Annotated in this window: 12 protein-coding genes; 7 read left to right on the top strand and 5 right to left on the bottom strand. The window is 67.7% G+C overall.

Going from position 1 to position 16009, the window contains the following annotated elements; genetic code table 11:
• The first annotated feature begins 252 nt into the window (after window positions 1-252).
• The 7 genes from RCAP_RS14215 to pflA all read left to right on the top strand — a co-directional run bounded on the left by RCAP_RS14215 (window position 253) and on the right by pflA (window position 9481).
• Window positions 253-1065 carry an SseB family protein gene (locus RCAP_RS14215; RefSeq protein ID WP_013068575.1) on the top strand — a complete coding sequence of 271 codons (813 nt, stop codon included), beginning with the start codon at window positions 253-255 and terminating at the stop codon, window positions 1063-1065.
• 291 nt (window positions 1066-1356) lie between these two features.
• Window positions 1357-2787 (top strand): FAD-linked oxidase C-terminal domain-containing protein, encoded by a 1431-nt coding sequence (locus RCAP_RS14210; RefSeq protein WP_013068574.1) that lies wholly within the window; start codon window positions 1357-1359, stop codon window positions 2785-2787.
• Between the two features lie 57 nt (window positions 2788-2844).
• Window positions 2845-3918: an FAD-binding protein gene (locus RCAP_RS14205; RefSeq protein ID WP_013068573.1), complete on the top strand. Its 1074-nt coding sequence runs from the start codon at window positions 2845-2847 to the stop codon at window positions 3916-3918.
• The gene (gene glcF, locus RCAP_RS14200; RefSeq protein ID WP_013068572.1) at window positions 3918-5201 is read left to right on the top strand and encodes a glycolate oxidase subunit GlcF; all 1284 of its coding nucleotides are present in this window, start codon (window positions 3918-3920) and stop codon (window positions 5199-5201) included. The genes RCAP_RS14205 and glcF overlap by 1 nt, the downstream gene beginning before the upstream one ends.
• A gap of 48 nt (window positions 5202-5249) precedes the next feature.
• The gene (locus RCAP_RS14195) at window positions 5250-6029 is read left to right on the top strand and encodes a trypsin-like serine peptidase (RefSeq protein ID WP_013068571.1); all 780 of its coding nucleotides are present in this window, start codon (window positions 5250-5252) and stop codon (window positions 6027-6029) included.
• 413 nt (window positions 6030-6442) lie between these two features.
• The gene (pflB, locus tag RCAP_RS14190; protein ID WP_031327450.1) at window positions 6443-8686 is read left to right on the top strand and encodes a formate C-acetyltransferase; all 2244 of its coding nucleotides are present in this window, start codon (window positions 6443-6445) and stop codon (window positions 8684-8686) included.
• 6 nt (window positions 8687-8692) lie between these two features.
• Complete coding sequence (gene pflA, locus RCAP_RS14185) at window positions 8693-9481, top strand: pyruvate formate-lyase-activating protein (RefSeq protein WP_013068568.1); 789 nt, start codon at window positions 8693-8695, stop codon at window positions 9479-9481.
• A gap of 10 nt (window positions 9482-9491) precedes the next feature.
• Here the strand turns inward: pflA and RCAP_RS14180 are convergent, their stop codons facing one another.
• The 5 genes from RCAP_RS14180 to RCAP_RS14160 all read right to left on the bottom strand — a co-directional run bounded on the left by RCAP_RS14180 (window position 9492) and on the right by RCAP_RS14160 (window position 15995).
• Entirely contained in the window at window positions 9492-11606 is a 2115-nt protein-coding gene (locus RCAP_RS14180; protein WP_013068567.1) for a 3'-5' exonuclease, read from the bottom strand.
• A complete protein-coding gene (locus RCAP_RS14175; protein WP_013067831.1) occupies window positions 11606-12001 on the bottom strand; it encodes a response regulator transcription factor in 396 nt (131 codons plus the stop codon). The genes RCAP_RS14180 and RCAP_RS14175 overlap by 1 nt, the downstream gene beginning before the upstream one ends.
• A gap of 55 nt (window positions 12002-12056) precedes the next feature.
• Window positions 12057-13883: a DUF294 nucleotidyltransferase-like domain-containing protein gene (locus RCAP_RS14170; RefSeq protein ID WP_013067832.1), complete on the bottom strand. Its 1827-nt coding sequence runs from the start codon at window positions 13881-13883 to the stop codon at window positions 12057-12059.
• A gap of 70 nt (window positions 13884-13953) precedes the next feature.
• A complete protein-coding gene (locus RCAP_RS14165) occupies window positions 13954-15690 on the bottom strand; it encodes a cation acetate symporter (RefSeq protein ID WP_013067833.1) in 1737 nt (578 codons plus the stop codon).
• Window positions 15687-15995: a DUF485 domain-containing protein gene (locus RCAP_RS14160; RefSeq protein WP_013067834.1), complete on the bottom strand. Its 309-nt coding sequence runs from the start codon at window positions 15993-15995 to the stop codon at window positions 15687-15689. Before RCAP_RS14160 ends, RCAP_RS14165 begins: the two co-directional genes overlap by 4 nt.
• Window positions 15996-16009 lie beyond the last annotated feature (14 nt).

Genomic DNA, 16009 nt, shown 5'->3' with positions numbered 1-16009 from the left:
TTGCCCCGGTCGGTGCATCCCGCCTGATCGGGGGGACGCCGCCCCGGGGCCTCATCTGCTAAGGAGGCATTGGGGCGAGAATATGTCCGAATGGCGCAGGCGTCTACACTCCCCGCGCAGGACGGCGCGGCGCGGAAATCCCATGTTTCCCTTGCCCCCTTCCTCCGGGCGCAATACGGGGGGGCTGAAACGCAATCCGGGATGGCCGGGACGGCGCCGCCCGCCCCGCGCCCGGGGGAAGGAGAGCCCGCGATGACATCCGATCCGACCGCCTACGACCGCGCCCATGCCGCGATGGAGGCCGCGCCCGAAAACGAGGCGCTGCGGCTGGCCGTCTATGACCGGCTGGCCGATGCCGAACTGTTCGTGCTGCTCGAACGCGAGCCGGACGCAGAAGACGACATCGTCCCGCAGGTCTTCGAGACCGAGGAGGGCGATTTCGTGCTGGCCTTCGACACCGAGGAGCGGCTGGCCTCCTTTTCCGACGAACCCGTGCCCTATGTGGCGCTGCCGGGCCGGGTGATCGCGCAGGTTCTGGCGGGCGAGGGGGTCGGTCTGGGGGTGAACCTTGGCGTGGCCGACAGCGCGATGCTGCTGCCGCCCGAGGCGCTCGAATGGCTGTCGCACACGCTGACCCATGCGCCGCAGGCCAGTGCCGGGCGGCCGGTGGCCTTTGCCGGGCCGGGGCTGTCGCCCGCGGTCCTGGCGCTGCTGCTGCCCGCCTTTCAGGCGAAATTCGAGCAGCTTGCGGGGCTGGCGACCGAGGCGGTTCTGGGCGGCGTCACCTATGACGACGGGCGGCACGGGCATGTGCTGGCCTTTCTGGGCGCGCCCGAACCGGCGCGGGCGGGCATTGCCAAGGCGATGGGCGAGGCGCTGCTGTTTTCGGGCCTTGAGGCCGGGGAACTGGACGTGACCTTCCTTGACGCCGAAGATCCGGCGGCGCGGGAGCTGCTGGACAAGGGGCTGGTGCTGCCCCTGCCCGAGCGGGTGGAGGAAGAGGTGCAGGAGCTGAAGCTGACCGCCCCCGGCATGGACCCGGCGAAGCCGCCGATCCTGCGCTGAGGGGGATTTCGGGCGGATCAGGAAAGGCACTGCCTTTCCCCGCCCGCCGGAGCCCGGGCGGTGCCAAGACCGTTTCCCCAGGCGCAGCAGAGGCCGGCGCCCGCCCCGGCGGGCGAGAAGCGCCCGCCATGGGCGGGGCGGGCGCTGGCCGAGGGCCTTTGGGCCCTCGGCGGTCACGAGGCCACTGTTCCGCATGACCTCGGCGATGGCCTCGGTCAGCCTGCCCATCGTTTCGGTTGCGCGAATCCGCAAAATTGGTCATAACTTTTGACCGGAGCGGAGGAGAACGCCATGCAAATGCCCCTTCCCAGCGCCAGGGTGCTGGCCGAAAAGGCTTTGATCGTCAAACGCTTGCGGGCAATCCTGCCGCGCGATTCGGTGATCGACGATCCGGCGGAAACCCGGGCCTATGAATGCGATGCGCTCTCGGCCTATCGCTGCGCGCCCCTGGCGGTCGTGCTGCCGCGCACCACCGAAGAAGTCGCGGCCTGCCTGAAGCTGTGCCACGAGATGGGCGTTCCGGTGGTGCCGCGCGGCGCGGGAACCTCGCTTGCCGGGGGCTCGATGCCCTCGGCCGATGCCGTCGTGCTGGGGCTGGCGCGGATGAACCGGGTGCTGGAGGTCGATTACGCCAACCGCTTCATCCGGGTCGAGGCCGGGCGCACGAACCTCTCCGTCACCGGCGCGATCGAGGGCGAGGGCTGGTTCTACGCCCCCGACCCCTCCAGCCAGCTCGCCTGCGCGATCGCGGGCAATATCGGGATGAATTCGGGCGGCGCGCATTGTCTCAAATACGGCGTCACCACCAACAACCTGCTGGGCGTCAAGCTGGTCACCATGCAGGGCGAGGTGGTCGAGATCGGCGGGCCTTATTGTGACGCGGGCGGGTTGGACCTTTTGGGCGTCATCTGCGGCTCGGAAGGGCAATTGGGCGTGGTGACCGAGGCCACTTTGCGCATCCTGCGCCAGCCCGAAGGCGCGCGGCCGGTGCTGATCGGGTTTTCCTCAAACGAGGTCGCGGGCGCCTGCGTCGCCGACATCATCCGCGCGGGCATCCTGCCCGTGGCGATCGAATTCATGGACCGCCCCTGCATCGAGGCGACCGAGGCCTTTTGCCATGCGGGCTACCCCGATTGCGAGGCGCTCTTGATCGTCGAATGCGAGGGCAGCCCGGCCGAGATCGCCGAGCAGCTGGGCCTGATCCGGCAGATTGCGACGGGCCATGACCCGGTGGAGTTCCGCGAGGCGCAATCGCCCGAGGAGGCGAAGCGGATCTGGCTGGGCCGCAAATCGGCCTTTGGCGCGATGGGGCAAAAGGGCGATTACATGTGTCTCGATGGGACGATTCCGGTTTCCGCCCTGCCGATGGTGCTGCGCCGGATCGGCGAGATCTCGCGCGACTTCGGGCTGGAGGTCGGCAATGTCTTTCACGCGGGCGATGGCAACATGCACCCGTTGATCATCTACAACGCCAATCAGCCCGGGCAGCAGGAACTGTGCGAGCGGATGGGGGCGGAGATCCTGAAGCTGTGCGTCGAGGCGGGCGGCTGTCTGACCGGCGAACATGGCGTGGGGATCGAAAAGCGCGATCTGATGGCGGTGCAATTCGCGCCCGAGGATCTGGAGGCGCAGATGCGGGTCAAGGATGTGTTTGATCCGAAGTGGTTGCTGAATGCCGCGAAGGTGTTTCCGCTCGATGTCAGTGCGTCGCGGCGGGGGTAAGTCGCGGGGCTCTGCCCCGCACCCCGGGATATTTACGGCAAGATGAAAGCAGGGCCGATGAGGGTTGAAAGCGAAAGTCAGCTGGTCGAGGCGGTGCGCGGGGCCAAGGCGCCGCTGCGGATCGTCGGCGGCGGCACGCGGCCGTTGGGCGCTTTGGCGGGGGAGCCGCTGCAGGTGGCGATTTCCGGGATTTCGCTTTACGAGCCGGGGGCGTTGACGCTGATGGCCGGGGCGGGCACGCCGCTTTCCGAGATCGAGGCGGCGGTGGCGGCCGAGGGGCAGCGGCTGCCCTTTGAACCGGCGCGCTGGGGCGCGGTGCTGGGCGCTGCGGGCGAAAGCACGATCGGCGGCGTGGTGGCGGCCAATGTCTCGGGGCCGCGGCGGGTGCAGGCGGGGGCCTGCCGCGACAGTCTGATCGGCGTGCGTTTCGTCGATGGCACCGGCGCGGCGGTGAAGAACGGCGGGCGGGTGATGAAGAATGTCACCGGCTATGATCTGGTGAAGCTGATGGCCGGGTCCTGGGGCACTCTGGGCGTGCTGAGCGAGGTGGCCTTCAAGCTTTTGCCCGCCGCGCCCGCGCAGGCGACGCTGGTCATGGATGTGCCTTTGGCCGAGGCGGCGGCGGTGCTGGCGGCAGCGCTGGGGTCGCAATTCGATGTTTCCGGCGCGGGCTGGCTGCCCGGGGTGGGGGCGGTGGTTCGCATCGAGGGGCTCGAACAATCGGTATCCTATCGCGCCGGGCGGCTGGCCGAGGTCCTCGCGGCCTGGGCACCGAAGGTGATGCGCGACGAGGGCGCGGGGCTCTGGCGCGATCTGGCCGGGGCGGCGCCCCTGCAGGGGCTGCCGGGCGATCTGTGGCGGTTCTCGGTCAAGCCCTCCGACGGGCCGCTGGTCGCGGCGCGGCTCGGTGGGCGGGCGGTGCTCGACTGGGGCGGCGGGCTGGTCTGGGCGCTGGTGGCGCCGGACACCGATGCGCGCAAGCTGGCCGCGCCCTATGCGGGCCATGCCACCTGCCTGCGCGGCGGCTTGCCCGCCTTTGAACCCGAGGCCGCGCCGGTTGCCGCGCTGAGCCGCGGGCTTCGCGACCGCTTTGATCCGAAAGGACTTTTCAACCCCGGAAAGATGGGCTGATGCAGACGAATTTCACGCCCGAGCAGCTGGCCGATCCCGCGCTGGCCCGCGCCAACCAGATCCTGCGCAGCTGCGTCCATTGCGGCTTTTGCACCGCCACCTGCCCCAGCTATCAGGTGCTGGGCGACGAGCTCGACAGCCCGCGCGGGCGCATCTATCTGATCAAGGAGATGCTGGAAACCGGCCGCCCGGCCGATGCCCGCACGGCCAGGCACATCGACCGCTGTCTGGGGTGCCTCGCCTGCATGACCACCTGCCCCTCGGGCGTCGATTACATGCATCTGATCGATCAGGCCCGCGCGCATGTGGACCGCACTTTCAAGCGGCCGCTGCTGGACCGGGCGCTGCGCTTCCTGCTGGCGAAGACGGTGCCGCATCCGACCCGGTTCCGCCTGGCGATGACCGCGGCGCGGTGGGCCAAGCCCTTTGCCCGGGCCTTCCCCGATGCGCGGCTGCGCGCGATGCTGGCGATGGCGCCGGAAAGCCTGCCCAAGCCCTCGCCCAATGTGAAACCGCAGGTCTTTCCGGCGCTGGGCGCCCGGCGCTTCCGCGTTGCCCTGCAGACCGGCTGCGCGCAAAAGGCGCTGGATACCGATATCAACGATGCGACGATCCGGCTGTTGCGGCGGCTGGGCTGCGAGGTGGTCATTCCGAAGACCCTTGGCTGCTGCGGCGCGCTTGTGCATCACATGGGCCGCGAGGCTGAGGCGCATGGCCAGGCCGAGGCCAATATCCGCGCCTATCTGGCGGCGGGGCGGCTGGATGCGATCATCATCAACACCTCGGGCTGCGGCACGACGGTGAAGGATTACGGCAGCTATTTCGCCGATACGCCCCTGCAGCAGGAGGCCGCGCAGGTGGCGGGCCTTGCCCGCGACATCACCGAGTTTCTGGCGCATGTCGGCCTGCCCGAGGCGGCGCCGAAGCCGCTGCGCGTCGCCTATCACGCCGCCTGTTCGCTGCAGCACGGCCAGCAGATCAGGACCGCGCCCAAGGACCTTTTGAAAGCCGCGGGCTTCACCGTGGTGGAACCCTCCGAAAGCCATCTGTGCTGCGGCTCGGCGGGGACCTACAACCTGCTGCAGCCCGAGATTTCGGGCGAGCTGAAACGGCGCAAGGTCGCGACGCTTGAAGCCACCGCGCCGCAGCTGATCGCGACGGGCAATATCGGCTGCATGATGCAGATCGGCTCGGGCACCGGGCTGCCCGTCGTGCATACGGTCGAGCTGCTCGACTGGGCCACGGGCGGGCCGAAACCGCCGCGGCTGGTCGCGCTGCCTTAATCTTGCCCAAGGCGCGGGCTAGGCTGCGGGACCGGACCGGAGTGACCCATGCGCCTGCGCCTTGCCCTTGCCCTGATCGCGCTTTGCGCCGCGCCTGCCGCGGCCTTTGAAAGCGGGCTGAAGCTGCTGGCCACCGGCAATGACAGCCGCGGCTGGGAGGCGGTCGGGCGGCTGGATCTGGGCCATGGCAGTTTCTGCACCGGCACGCTGATTGCCGCCGATCTGGTGCTGACGGCGGCGCATTGTCTTTATGATCCGAAGACGCGGCAGATGATCGACACCCGCGCGATCGAGTTTCAGGCCGGGCTGCGCAATGGCCGTGCCGTCGCCTATCGCAACGCGCGCCGTGCCGTCGCGCATCCGTCCTATCAATATCTCGGGCCGCGGCAGTTCGACCTTGTGGGCTATGATCTGGCGCTGGTGCAGCTGGATCAGCCGATCCGGTTGCCGCAGGTGCAGCCCTTCGCGCTCGACACCTCGCCCGCCGAGGGGGATACCGTCGGTGTCGTTTCCTATGCCCATGACCGCGCCGAGGCGCCGGCGCTGCAAAGCATGTGCAACGTGCTGACCCGCGACAGCGATGTCGTGCTGATGAACTGCGCCGCCGATTTCGGATCGTCGGGGGCGCCGGTCTTCGCGATGCGCAGCTTCGAGCCGAAGATCGTCTCGGTCGTCTCGGCCAAGGCGGAGCTGCGCGGCAAGAAGGTTTCGCTCGGCACTTTGGTCGAGCGGGTGGAGGCGGTCCGGGCGGAACTTGACCTGCCCGACAGCACCGCCCCGGTGAACGAGACGCGCCGCATCGGCGGGGCGAAATTCATCCGGCCCTGAACGGTTCCCCGCGCGGGTCCCGATGATTGCCCAAAGCGCTTCGACCCGACAGGATCCGTTGTTTCGGCGCCGCCCCGCACAACAATGTTTCAGCCGGGTCTTTTCTTTCGGCACGGGTCGGTTCCGGATAAGATTCTTGTCATGCCGAATTTGCAAACCCGCCCCAGCCTGAGCGGCAGGCTTTTGAAATTGCTTGCATAATTTGAAGTGACGCTGGGTCATCCCGGTTGCTTTGAGCCGCGGAATCCGGTCAGATAATCTTACCGGAGGATCGGCCTCTTCCCTTCCGGCGGCGCGTTGCCGGGGCCGGTCCGGGTCGATCCTCCGTTCTCCGACCGATCAGGCCGCCAATCGCGCCGCGCGCGCCCCCCGCGGGAAAGGACCGCCCCATGAATGCCTTCACCGAAACCCCGATGACTGCCGCCGCCGTCGATCCGTGGCACGGGTTCTCGGCCGGGGCCTGGCGCGAGACGATCGACCTGCGCGGCTTCATTCAGGAAAACTACACCCCCTTCACCGGCGATGCGGGCTTTCTGACCGGGCCGACGGCGCGGACGCGCAAGCTTTGGGCCGATGTCGCGGCGCTGCTGAAACTGGAACGCGAAAGGGGGGTTCTGGATGTCTCGGCCGACCGGCCCTCGACGATCACCGCGCATGAGGCGGGCTATATCGACCGCGACAACGAACTCATTGTCGGCCTGCAGACCGATGCGCCGCTCAAGCGGGCGATCATGCCGAACGGCGGGCTGCGCATGGTCGAGGCCGGGCTGAAGGCCTATGGTTTCACCCCGGATGCGACCGTGGCCGAGATCTGGACGAAATACCGCAAGAGCCACAATCAGGGCATTTTCGACACCTATTCCCCCGACATTCTGGCGGCGCGGAAATCGGGCGTGATCACCGGCCTGCCCGATGCCTATGGCCGCGGCCGGATCATCGGCGATTACCGGCGCGTGGCGCTTTATGGCATCGACCGGCTGAAGGCGGCGAAACTGGCGGAATTCCATGCGCTGGATGAGGCGGTCTTCGACGAAGACACGCTGCGCCTGCGCGAGGAGCTTTCCGAACAGTTCCGCGCCCTGGAAGAGCTGCGCGAGATGGCGGGCAAATACGGCATCGATCTGTCCGCCCCGGCCTTTACCGCGCGTGAGGCAGTGCAGGCGACCTATCTTGGCTATCTGGCGGCGGTAAAGGAACAAAACGGCGCGGCGATGTCGCTGGGCCGGGTCTCGTCCTTCCTTGACGTCTATTTCGAACGCGATCTGGCGGCGGGCCGTCTGACCGAGGAAGCGGCGCAGGAGCTGATCGACGATCTGGTGATCAAGCTGCGCATCATCCGCTTCCTGCGCACGCCGGATTATGACGAGCTCTTCTCGGGCGATCCCACCTGGGTCACCGAGGCCATCGGCGGCATGGGCGAAGACGGCCGGACGCTGGTCACGAAGACCTCGTTCCGGGTGCTGCAGACGCTTTACAACCTTGGCCCGGCGCCCGAGCCGAACCTGACCGTGCTCTGGTCGGTCGGCCTGCCGCGCGGCTTCAAGACCTTCTGCGCCAAGGTGTCCAAGGATACTTCGGCGATCCAATATGAAAACGACGATCTGATGCGGCCGAAATGGGGCGACGATTACGGCATCGCCTGCTGCGTGTCCGCAATGCGGATCGGCAAGCAGATGCAGTTCTTTGGCGCGCGGGCAAACCTGGCCAAGGCGCTGCTTTACGCGATCAACGGCGGCGTCGATGAAAAGTCGGGGGCGCTGGTGGCCAGGGGGCTGAGCCCGATCACCGCGGATGTGCTCGACTATGACGAGGTGCGGGCCAAATTCGATCTGGCGATGGACTGGCTGGCGCGGACTTATGTCAAGGCGCTGAACGCGATCCACTACATGCATGACAAATACGCCTATGAACGGATCGAGATGGCGCTGCATGACCGCGATATCCTGCGCACGATGGCGACGGGGATTGCGGGGCTCTCGATCGTCGCCGACAGCCTCTCGGCGATCAAGCATGCCAAGGTTCGGGTCATCCGCAACGACGCCGGTCTTGCCGTCGATTACGCGATCGAGGGCGACTATCCGGCCTTTGGCAACAACGATGACCGGGTGGACGAAATCGCCGTCGCCGTGACCGAGGCCTTCATGGCCAAGATCGCCGCGCAGCCGCATTTCTACCGCAACGCCATGCCGACGCAGTCGATCCTGACGATCACCTCGAATGTGGTTTACGGCAAGAAGACCGGCAACACCCCCGATGGCCGCCGCGCGGGCGAACCCTTTGCGCCCGGCGCCAACCCGATGAACGGGCGCGACAAGAAGGGCTTCGTGGCGGCGGGCGCCTCGGTCGCGAAACTGCCTTACGATGCCGCGCTTGATGGCGTGTCCTGGACGGCCTCGGCCACCCCCGGCTCGATGGGCCATACCGAGGCCGAGCAGGTGACGAACCTGGCCAATTGTCTGGACGGCTTCTGCGGGGCAGGGGGCTTTCACGTCAACGTCAACATGCTGACCCGCGAGATGCTGGAAGATGCGATGCACCACCCCGAGGCCTATCCGCAGCTGACCGTGCGCGTCTCGGGCTATGCGGTGAATTTCGTCAAGCTGACGCGGGCGCAGCAGCTTGACGTGATCAGCCGCACCTTCCACGCCAGCCTGTGAGCCGCGATGACGATCCTGACGCCGCATCCCGGGTTTGACGCTGTCTGCGATCCGCACGAGGCCGCCTGTCACGGTTTCCTGCATTCGCTCGAATCCGGGGCGGCGGTCGACGGGCCGGGGATGCGCTTCGTGTTTTTCCTGTCGGGCTGCCAGTTCCGCTGCCTTTACTGCCACAACCCCGACACCTGGAAACTGCATGCAGGCCGCCGGGTGGCGGTCGAGGATCTCGTGGCCGAGGTTGCGCCCTTGGCCAGTTTCCTCAAATTCGCGGGCGGGGTGACCTTTTCGGGCGGCGAGCCGATGATGCAGGCGGCCTTTGTCCACGCCACCGCCCGGGCACTGAAGGACCGCTTCGGGCTGCATGTCGCGCTGGATACGCAGGGCCATCTGCATGATCGCGTGACCGACGACTGGTTCGATCCGATCGACCTCGTGATGCTCGACATCAAGCACATCGACCCGGCGCGGCATCTGGCGCTGACGGCGCAGCCCTTGCAGCCGACGCTCGATTGCGCCGACCGGATGGTGCGGCTGGGGAAAAAGATGCGCATTCGCTACGTGCTGGTGCCCGGCTGGACCGACGCGCCCGAGGATATCGCCCGCATGGCCGATCACGTCGCGCGGCTGGGTCCCGCGGTCGAGCTGGTCGAGGTGCTGCCCTTCCATCAGCTTGGCGCCTCGAAATGGGCGATGCTTGGCCATCCCTATGCGCTGGCCGACACCCCGACGCCCGCGCCCGAAGCGACCGAGGCGGCGCGGGCGGTGTTTCGCGCCCGGGGGCTGACCGCCTTCTGAGCGCCCCGTTTCAGGCGTTCATGTCGCGCATGAGGCGGCGGTGTTTTCGGACTTCGGTGAGGACGGCGCCGAAGGTGGTCAGGCCGCGGGCCTTGAGGGCGGGCAGCAGGCGCAGGAAGGCCTCGGCCGTGGCGACCGTGTCGCCAAGCGCGGTGTGGCGGGCTTCCTCGGGGATGGTGATGCCCAGCCGATGCGTCAGCGCGTCCAGGCTGTGGCCCTCGGCGGCGCCGAAGACCACCGCCGACAAAAGCACCGTGTCGAGCACCGGATTGTCGAAATTCTTGCCGATCAGCAATTCCTTGCGGCGCAGGAATTCCAGATCGAAGGGCGCGTTATGGGCGACCAGCACCGCGCCCTCGGCGAATTTGTGGAACCGCCGCCCGACCTCGGCGATCGCGGGCGCGGTTGCCACCATCGCCTCGGTGATGCCGTGAACCGCCGTCGAGGCCGCCGGGATCGGCCGCCCCGGGTTCACGAGCGTGTCAAAGACCTCGCCCGCCACCCGCCGCCCGTTGACGATCCGCACCGCCGCGATCTGCACGATCTCGTCGCCGCCGGTGGGAAAGAGCCCCGTCGTCTCGGTGTCGAAGACGACGAAGGTCAGCTTGTCGAGCGGGGTTTCGGCCAGCGCGCTTTCGCCGCCCCGCCCCAGCAGATCAAAGTCATAGACCACCTGGCGCGGCACCGGACGGGGCACCGGATGGGGATCCGGGCCGATCCGGCGTGCCTCGCGCAGCGGCAGGCAGAGCCGGTGCCGCCCCTCGTGCAGCCGCTCGGGCCACAGATCGGTCGCATGGACCGAGAGCACCCGCCGCCCGGTCACCTCGGCCTGGCCCACATCCAGCGGCTCGGAGAGCCACAGCTCCAGATCGGCAATCGCCACCGCCGCGCCGCGCCATTCGAGCGCGATCAGCGCCCCCGCGCCGTCTTCAAGCACCTCCAGCCGCTTCTCGGCCCGGCCCGGGCCCAGACGGCGCACCAGATGCGCGATCAGCGCCACCATCTCGAAGCCCTCCAGCCGCAGCAGCAGGGCCGCGGTCACCGGCAGCAGATCGCCCGCCCCCTCGGCCGCGACGCGGGCCTGCACGGCGGCGCCGAAATCCGAGGCGCGGATCATCGCAAGCGGCCACCAGTCGGCCCGCATCGCCTCGTGGCGGTCGTGCAGGCTGTGGATCGCCTGCGCAAGATGGCCCGCCTCGGCCCGGGCGGCCTCGCGCAGCTGCGCGCGGGCCTGCGGATCGGCGGGCCCGTCCTCGGCGATCAGCACGCCCATCAGCGATTGCAGCGCCGCGGCCGGACGGCGGATGCGGTCGAACAGCTCGTCCATCAGCGCCTCGCGCCCGGCATGGGCGCGCAGATCGGCCGAGACATCGCGCAAGGTCAGCACATAGCCCGCCAGGCGCCGCACCTGATGATCCTCCCCCTCCGAGATCAGCCGCATCCGCGCGGCGAGCGTGCGGCCATCGGCCACCGTCGCGCACAGAAGATCCGAGGCGGCATCGGGATCGGCCGTCGCCAGAAGCCGCGCATGGGCATGGCGGATCGGCGCCGGGTGCAGATAGTCGAAGACCCGCCGGTCGAGCCCCGGCGCATGCGCCCCGCCCAGCAGATCGACCGCCTGACCGTTGTAAAAGACCAGGGCATGATCGGCGGTGCACAAAAGCACCCCCACCGGCACGTCCGACAGCAGCGTCTCCAGCCGGTCCTTTTCGCGGGCAAGCCGGGTGGTCTCGCGCTGCACCGCCTCGGTCAGCGCCGAGCGGGTCTCGTTCAGATGCTGCGCGATCGCCGCCGCCGCCGGGGCCAGATCGCCCAGATAGCGCCCCGCGCTTTCATCCAGCGCGCTGTCGACCGCGGTCTGGGTGCGCGCCCGGATCGAGCCCGCCAGCCGCTCGATCGGCCGCGCCAGATTGGCGTCGAACAGCGCCCAGACCACCCCGATCAGGCCCAGGATGACCAGCCCCGCCACGGTGCCGCCGATCACGAAGCCCGAAAGCGCCTCGGGCCGGGCGAGCTTGTGAAAGCCGAAGACCAGCCCCGCGACCAGCGCCGCAAGATTGCCCATCGCCAGCGCGGCGAAGAACAGGAAGATCCGGAGGCGCAGGCTGAGCCGGGCCAGCCCCATCACGCCCCCTCCGGGTCCAGCAGCCGGTGCAATTCGTCGCGCAGCTCCTTCAGCTCGAAGGGTTTGGCGATGAACCCGTCGGCGCCAAGCGCCAGCGCCTTGCGCCGCTCCAGCGCCGAGCCGCGCGCCGTCATCATCACGATCCGCACCCCGGCCAGCGCGCCATCGGCCCGGACCTGCTGGCAGATCTCGTAGCCCGAGACCTCGGGCAGCATCACGTCGAGCAGCACCAGATCGGGGCGCTCGGCGCGGATGCGCTCGACCGCGCCCAGCCCGGTGGCCAGCCGCGCATGATCCAGCCCCTCGCGGCCCAGAAGATAATCAAGCGCAATGGCGATGTTGTCCTCGTCCTCGACGATCAGCACGCGCGGCCTGCCGCCGCTTTCCCCGGTCATTCCGTCCTCCCGCGCGGGGGCCATCTCTGCCCGCCGCCTCTCCGCCCGCTGCATGTCAGCCCACCACGGCCTTGCCATGACCCAGCGCCGATTGCATCGTGCGCACCACCACGAAAGCGTCGCGCAGATGCGCGCGTTCGAAATCGCTCAGATCCGAGGGCGCGAGGAAATTGTCCGGCGCCCGCCCGGAGCGGATCAGCCGGGCCTGGTTTTCCAGCCGCGTCGTCGCGATCAGGTCATAGGCCTCGATCAGATCGCGCGCCTCGCCGGGGGCGATCGTCCCGGCCTCCTCGGCGGCCTTCAGCCGGGCGCGGGTATTGGCGAGACCAAGCCGCCCGCGCAGCGCCTGCACCCGCGCCAGATCGATCACCGGCACCACCCCGTTCATCTTCAGATCGATGTGGTTGCGGTGCTCGCCCGAGCGGATCGTGGCAAAGCCGCGCAAGAGGCCCAGAGGCGGCGTGTGCTTGAGCGCATTGCCCAGCATATGCGCGATGAAGATCGGGCTTTGCGCCGCCAGCCGCAGGGTTTCTTCCTGCAGCGCGGTGAAGAGATCGGCGCCAGTGCCGCCGATCGGGCGCAGATCGAACATCACCGAGGCCAGCATCTGCGCCTCGGGGTTCGGCGTGTCGATCCAGTCGTGGAAATAGCGCCGCCAGACCCCGAGCGGCTGGCACCAGCGCGCGGCCGTGGCCATCATCTCGCCCGGGCAATGCACGTAACCGCAGGCGTCAAGCCCGTCGCAGACGATCTTCGCCAAAGCGCGGAAATACTCCATGTCTTCGGGCTTTGCCGCATCATCCAAAATCAGGCAATTGTCCTGATCGGACACGCCAGTCTGTTCCTGCCGCCCCTGAGAGCCGCAGGCGAGCCAGAGATAGGGCACCGGCGGCGGCCCGAGATCGCGTTCGGCCATCACCAGAAGCCTGCGCGTCACCGCATCGGCGATGTCGGTGATCAGCCGCGTCACCACGTCATGGGCGTGATGCGCGCCGACAAGCTGCACCAGCAGCTGCGGGATCCGCGCGGTGACCGCGGCCATCTCGGCCAGGGTCTCGGCCGAGACCACGTCGCGAATGAGCACCGCCGCCGAGACCGCCTGAAACCGCGTCAGATCGGTCTGGGTGATCATGCCGACGAAACGCCCCGCCTCGGTGATCGGCAGATGGCCGATGCGCCGCTCCAGCATGATATGCAGGATGTCGGAGCCGAGCGCGGTGGGCGGCAGGCTGACCGGATCCGCCGTCATCACCGCCGCCACCGGGGTTTCGGGCGCTTGCCCCTCGGCCAGGATCTTGTTCGACAGATCGCGCTGGGTGACGATGCCCAAAAGCGTCCCGTCCGCCGCGACGACGCCGAGCGAGGAAACATGCGCCGCGCGCATCTGCTGCGCCGCCGCGATCGCGGGGGTGTCGGGCGCGCAGGCAAGCGGCTTGCGCGCGATCAGATCGGCCACTTTCTGCGTCGCGATCTCGGTCGAGACCTTCTCGCCGCGCTTCCTGTTGAAGAAGCGCTCGAACGCCGGATAGGTCTCGATCAGCCGCTTGAAGCTGGGGGTGGGCAGCACAAGGCAGACCGTCTGCGCCGTCGCCCGCGCCTGGGTCGCGGCCAGCCCGTCGCGCAGAAGACCGCGCTCGCCAAAGGAATTGCGCGGACCCAGAAGCGAGACCAGCCCGCCATTGCCGTCGGTGATTTCCACCGCGCCCTGCTTGATCAGGTAAAGCCCGCCCAGGGGCGTCTGATGCACATAGATCAGCGCCTGGGCGCAAAATTCCATGCGGCGAAAGGAACGGGCCACCTCGGCCAGCTCGTCACGCGGCAGGGTATCATAGGGATGGACGGTTTCCAGAAAGGCAAGGACGGCCTGACGGTCGGGTTCCATGATCTCTCCTGTGCAGGCGGGGCCCGTGAAGGCGGGGGAACGGGCGGGGAGGACCCCGCCCGCCGCCGGATCAATGCGCCGAGGCTTCGGCGGCGCCGATGCCGGTTTCCGAACGGATCTCCTGCGCCAGATAGCCGTCCCGGTCCTGATCGCCGCGCCGGCTCTTGTCGGTGATCGAAAAGAGCCAGATCCCCGCAAAGCCCAGCACCATCGAGAAGAGCGCGGGCGAGGTATAGGGGAAGGGCGCCGAGCCCTTTTCAAAGCCGAGCGTGGCCTCCCAGACCGAGGGCGAGATCACGGTCAGCGCCACCGAGCTGATCAGCCCGAGGGAACCGCCGATCACCGCGCCGCGCGTCGTCATGCCCTTCCACAGAAGCGACATGAAGAGCACCGGGAAGTTCGCCGAAGCGGCGATGGCAAAGGCCAGCGACACCATGAAGGCGATGTTCTGCTTTTCAAACGCCAGACCCAGAACCACCGCGACGATGCCAAGGCAGATCGTGGTGATGCGCGAGACCCGCAGCTCCGAGGCGCTGTCGGCCTTGCCGTTCTTGAACACGGTCGAATAAAGGTCATGCGACACCGCCGAGGCGCCCGAGAGCGTCAGACCGGCGACCACGGCCAGGATCGTGGCAAAGGCCACCGCCGAGATGAAGCCGAGGAAGATGTTGCCGCCCACCGCCTGCGCCAGATGGATCGCCGCCATGTTGTTGCCGCCCACCAGCGTCAGCGCGCCCTTGGCATCATAGCTGACCAGACCCGGGTTGGTCAGGACATAGACGATGGCGCCAAAGCCGATGATGAAGGTCAGCATGTAGAAATAGCCGATCCAGACCGTCGCCCACATCACCGACTTGCGCGCTTCCTTGGCCGAAGGCACGGTGAAGAAGCGCATCAGGATATGCGGCAGACCGGCGGTGCCGAACATCAGCGCCATGCCGAAGGAAATCGCCGAGATCGGGTCTTTCACGAAGGTGCCCGGCCCCATGATCGAGATCCCCGCAGCCGCCGCCTCCTCGGGGGTCTTGCCCGCCGCCAGCGCCAGATCGGTCTTCACCTTGACCGAGTCCGCAAACAGGCTTTCCAGGCTGAAGCCGTAATGCACCATCACCATCAGCGCCATGAAGCTGGCCCCGCCCAGCAGCAGACAGGCCTTGATGATCTGCACCCAGGTCGTCGCGGTCATGCCGCCAAACAGCACATAGACCATCATCAGGATGCCGACGACGATCACCGCATAAAGATATTCCAGCCCGAACAGCAGCTTGATCAGCTGCCCCGCGCCCACCATCTGGGCGATCAGGTAAAAGGCCACGACGACCAGCGTCGACATCGCCGCAAAGACCCGCACCGGCGTCTGCGCGAACGGGAAGGCCGCCACATCGGCGAAGGTGAACTTGCCAAGGTTGCGCAGCCGCTCGGCCATCAGGAAGGTCAGGATCGGCCAGCCGACCAGAAAGCCGATCGAATAGATCAGCCCGTCATAGCCCTGCAGCATCACCGCCGCCGAAATCCCCAGAAAGGACGCCGCCGACATGTAATCGCCCGCGATCGCCAGCCCGTTCTGAAAGCCGGTGATGCCGCCGCCCGCGGTGTAGAAATCGGCCGCCGATTTCGTCCGCCCGGCCGCCCATTTCGTGATGAACAGCGTCGCCACCACGAAAAAGCCGAACATCGCGATCGCGGTCCAGTTCGTGGGCTGCTTTTGCACCGCCCCCTCGATCGCGCCCGCCGCAAGGGCAAGGCCGGGCGTCAGGCTCAGCGCCGAGACCGCCGCAAGGCGGGTGAAGGTCGTGACCGGGCTCATTTCAGCACCTCGCGCTTCACCTGGGCGGTCAGCTCGTCATAGTCGCTGTTGGCGCGGAAGACGTAGATCGCCGTCACCACGATGGTGAACAGGATCACCCCGAAGCCGACCGGGATCCCCCAGGTCATCACCCCCTCGCCCATCGGCACGGCCAGAAGGTCCTTGCGAAAGGCGATGACGGTGATGAAGCCGTAATAGACCAGCAGCATCGCGATGGTGAGCAGCCAGCCGAACCGCAAGCGCTTTGTCTTCAGCGCGTGGTAGGCCGGGCTCCTGGCGATGCGTTCCAGCATCGTGTCTTGCATGTGTTTTCCTCCTC

It is taken from the genome of Rhodobacter capsulatus SB 1003, from assembly GCF_000021865.1.
Lineage (GTDB): Bacteria > Pseudomonadota > Alphaproteobacteria > Rhodobacterales > Rhodobacteraceae > Rhodobacter > Rhodobacter capsulatus_B.
Note: the sequence above shows the minus strand (reverse complement) of the source record. Positions and strands in the feature narration are given on the sequence as shown.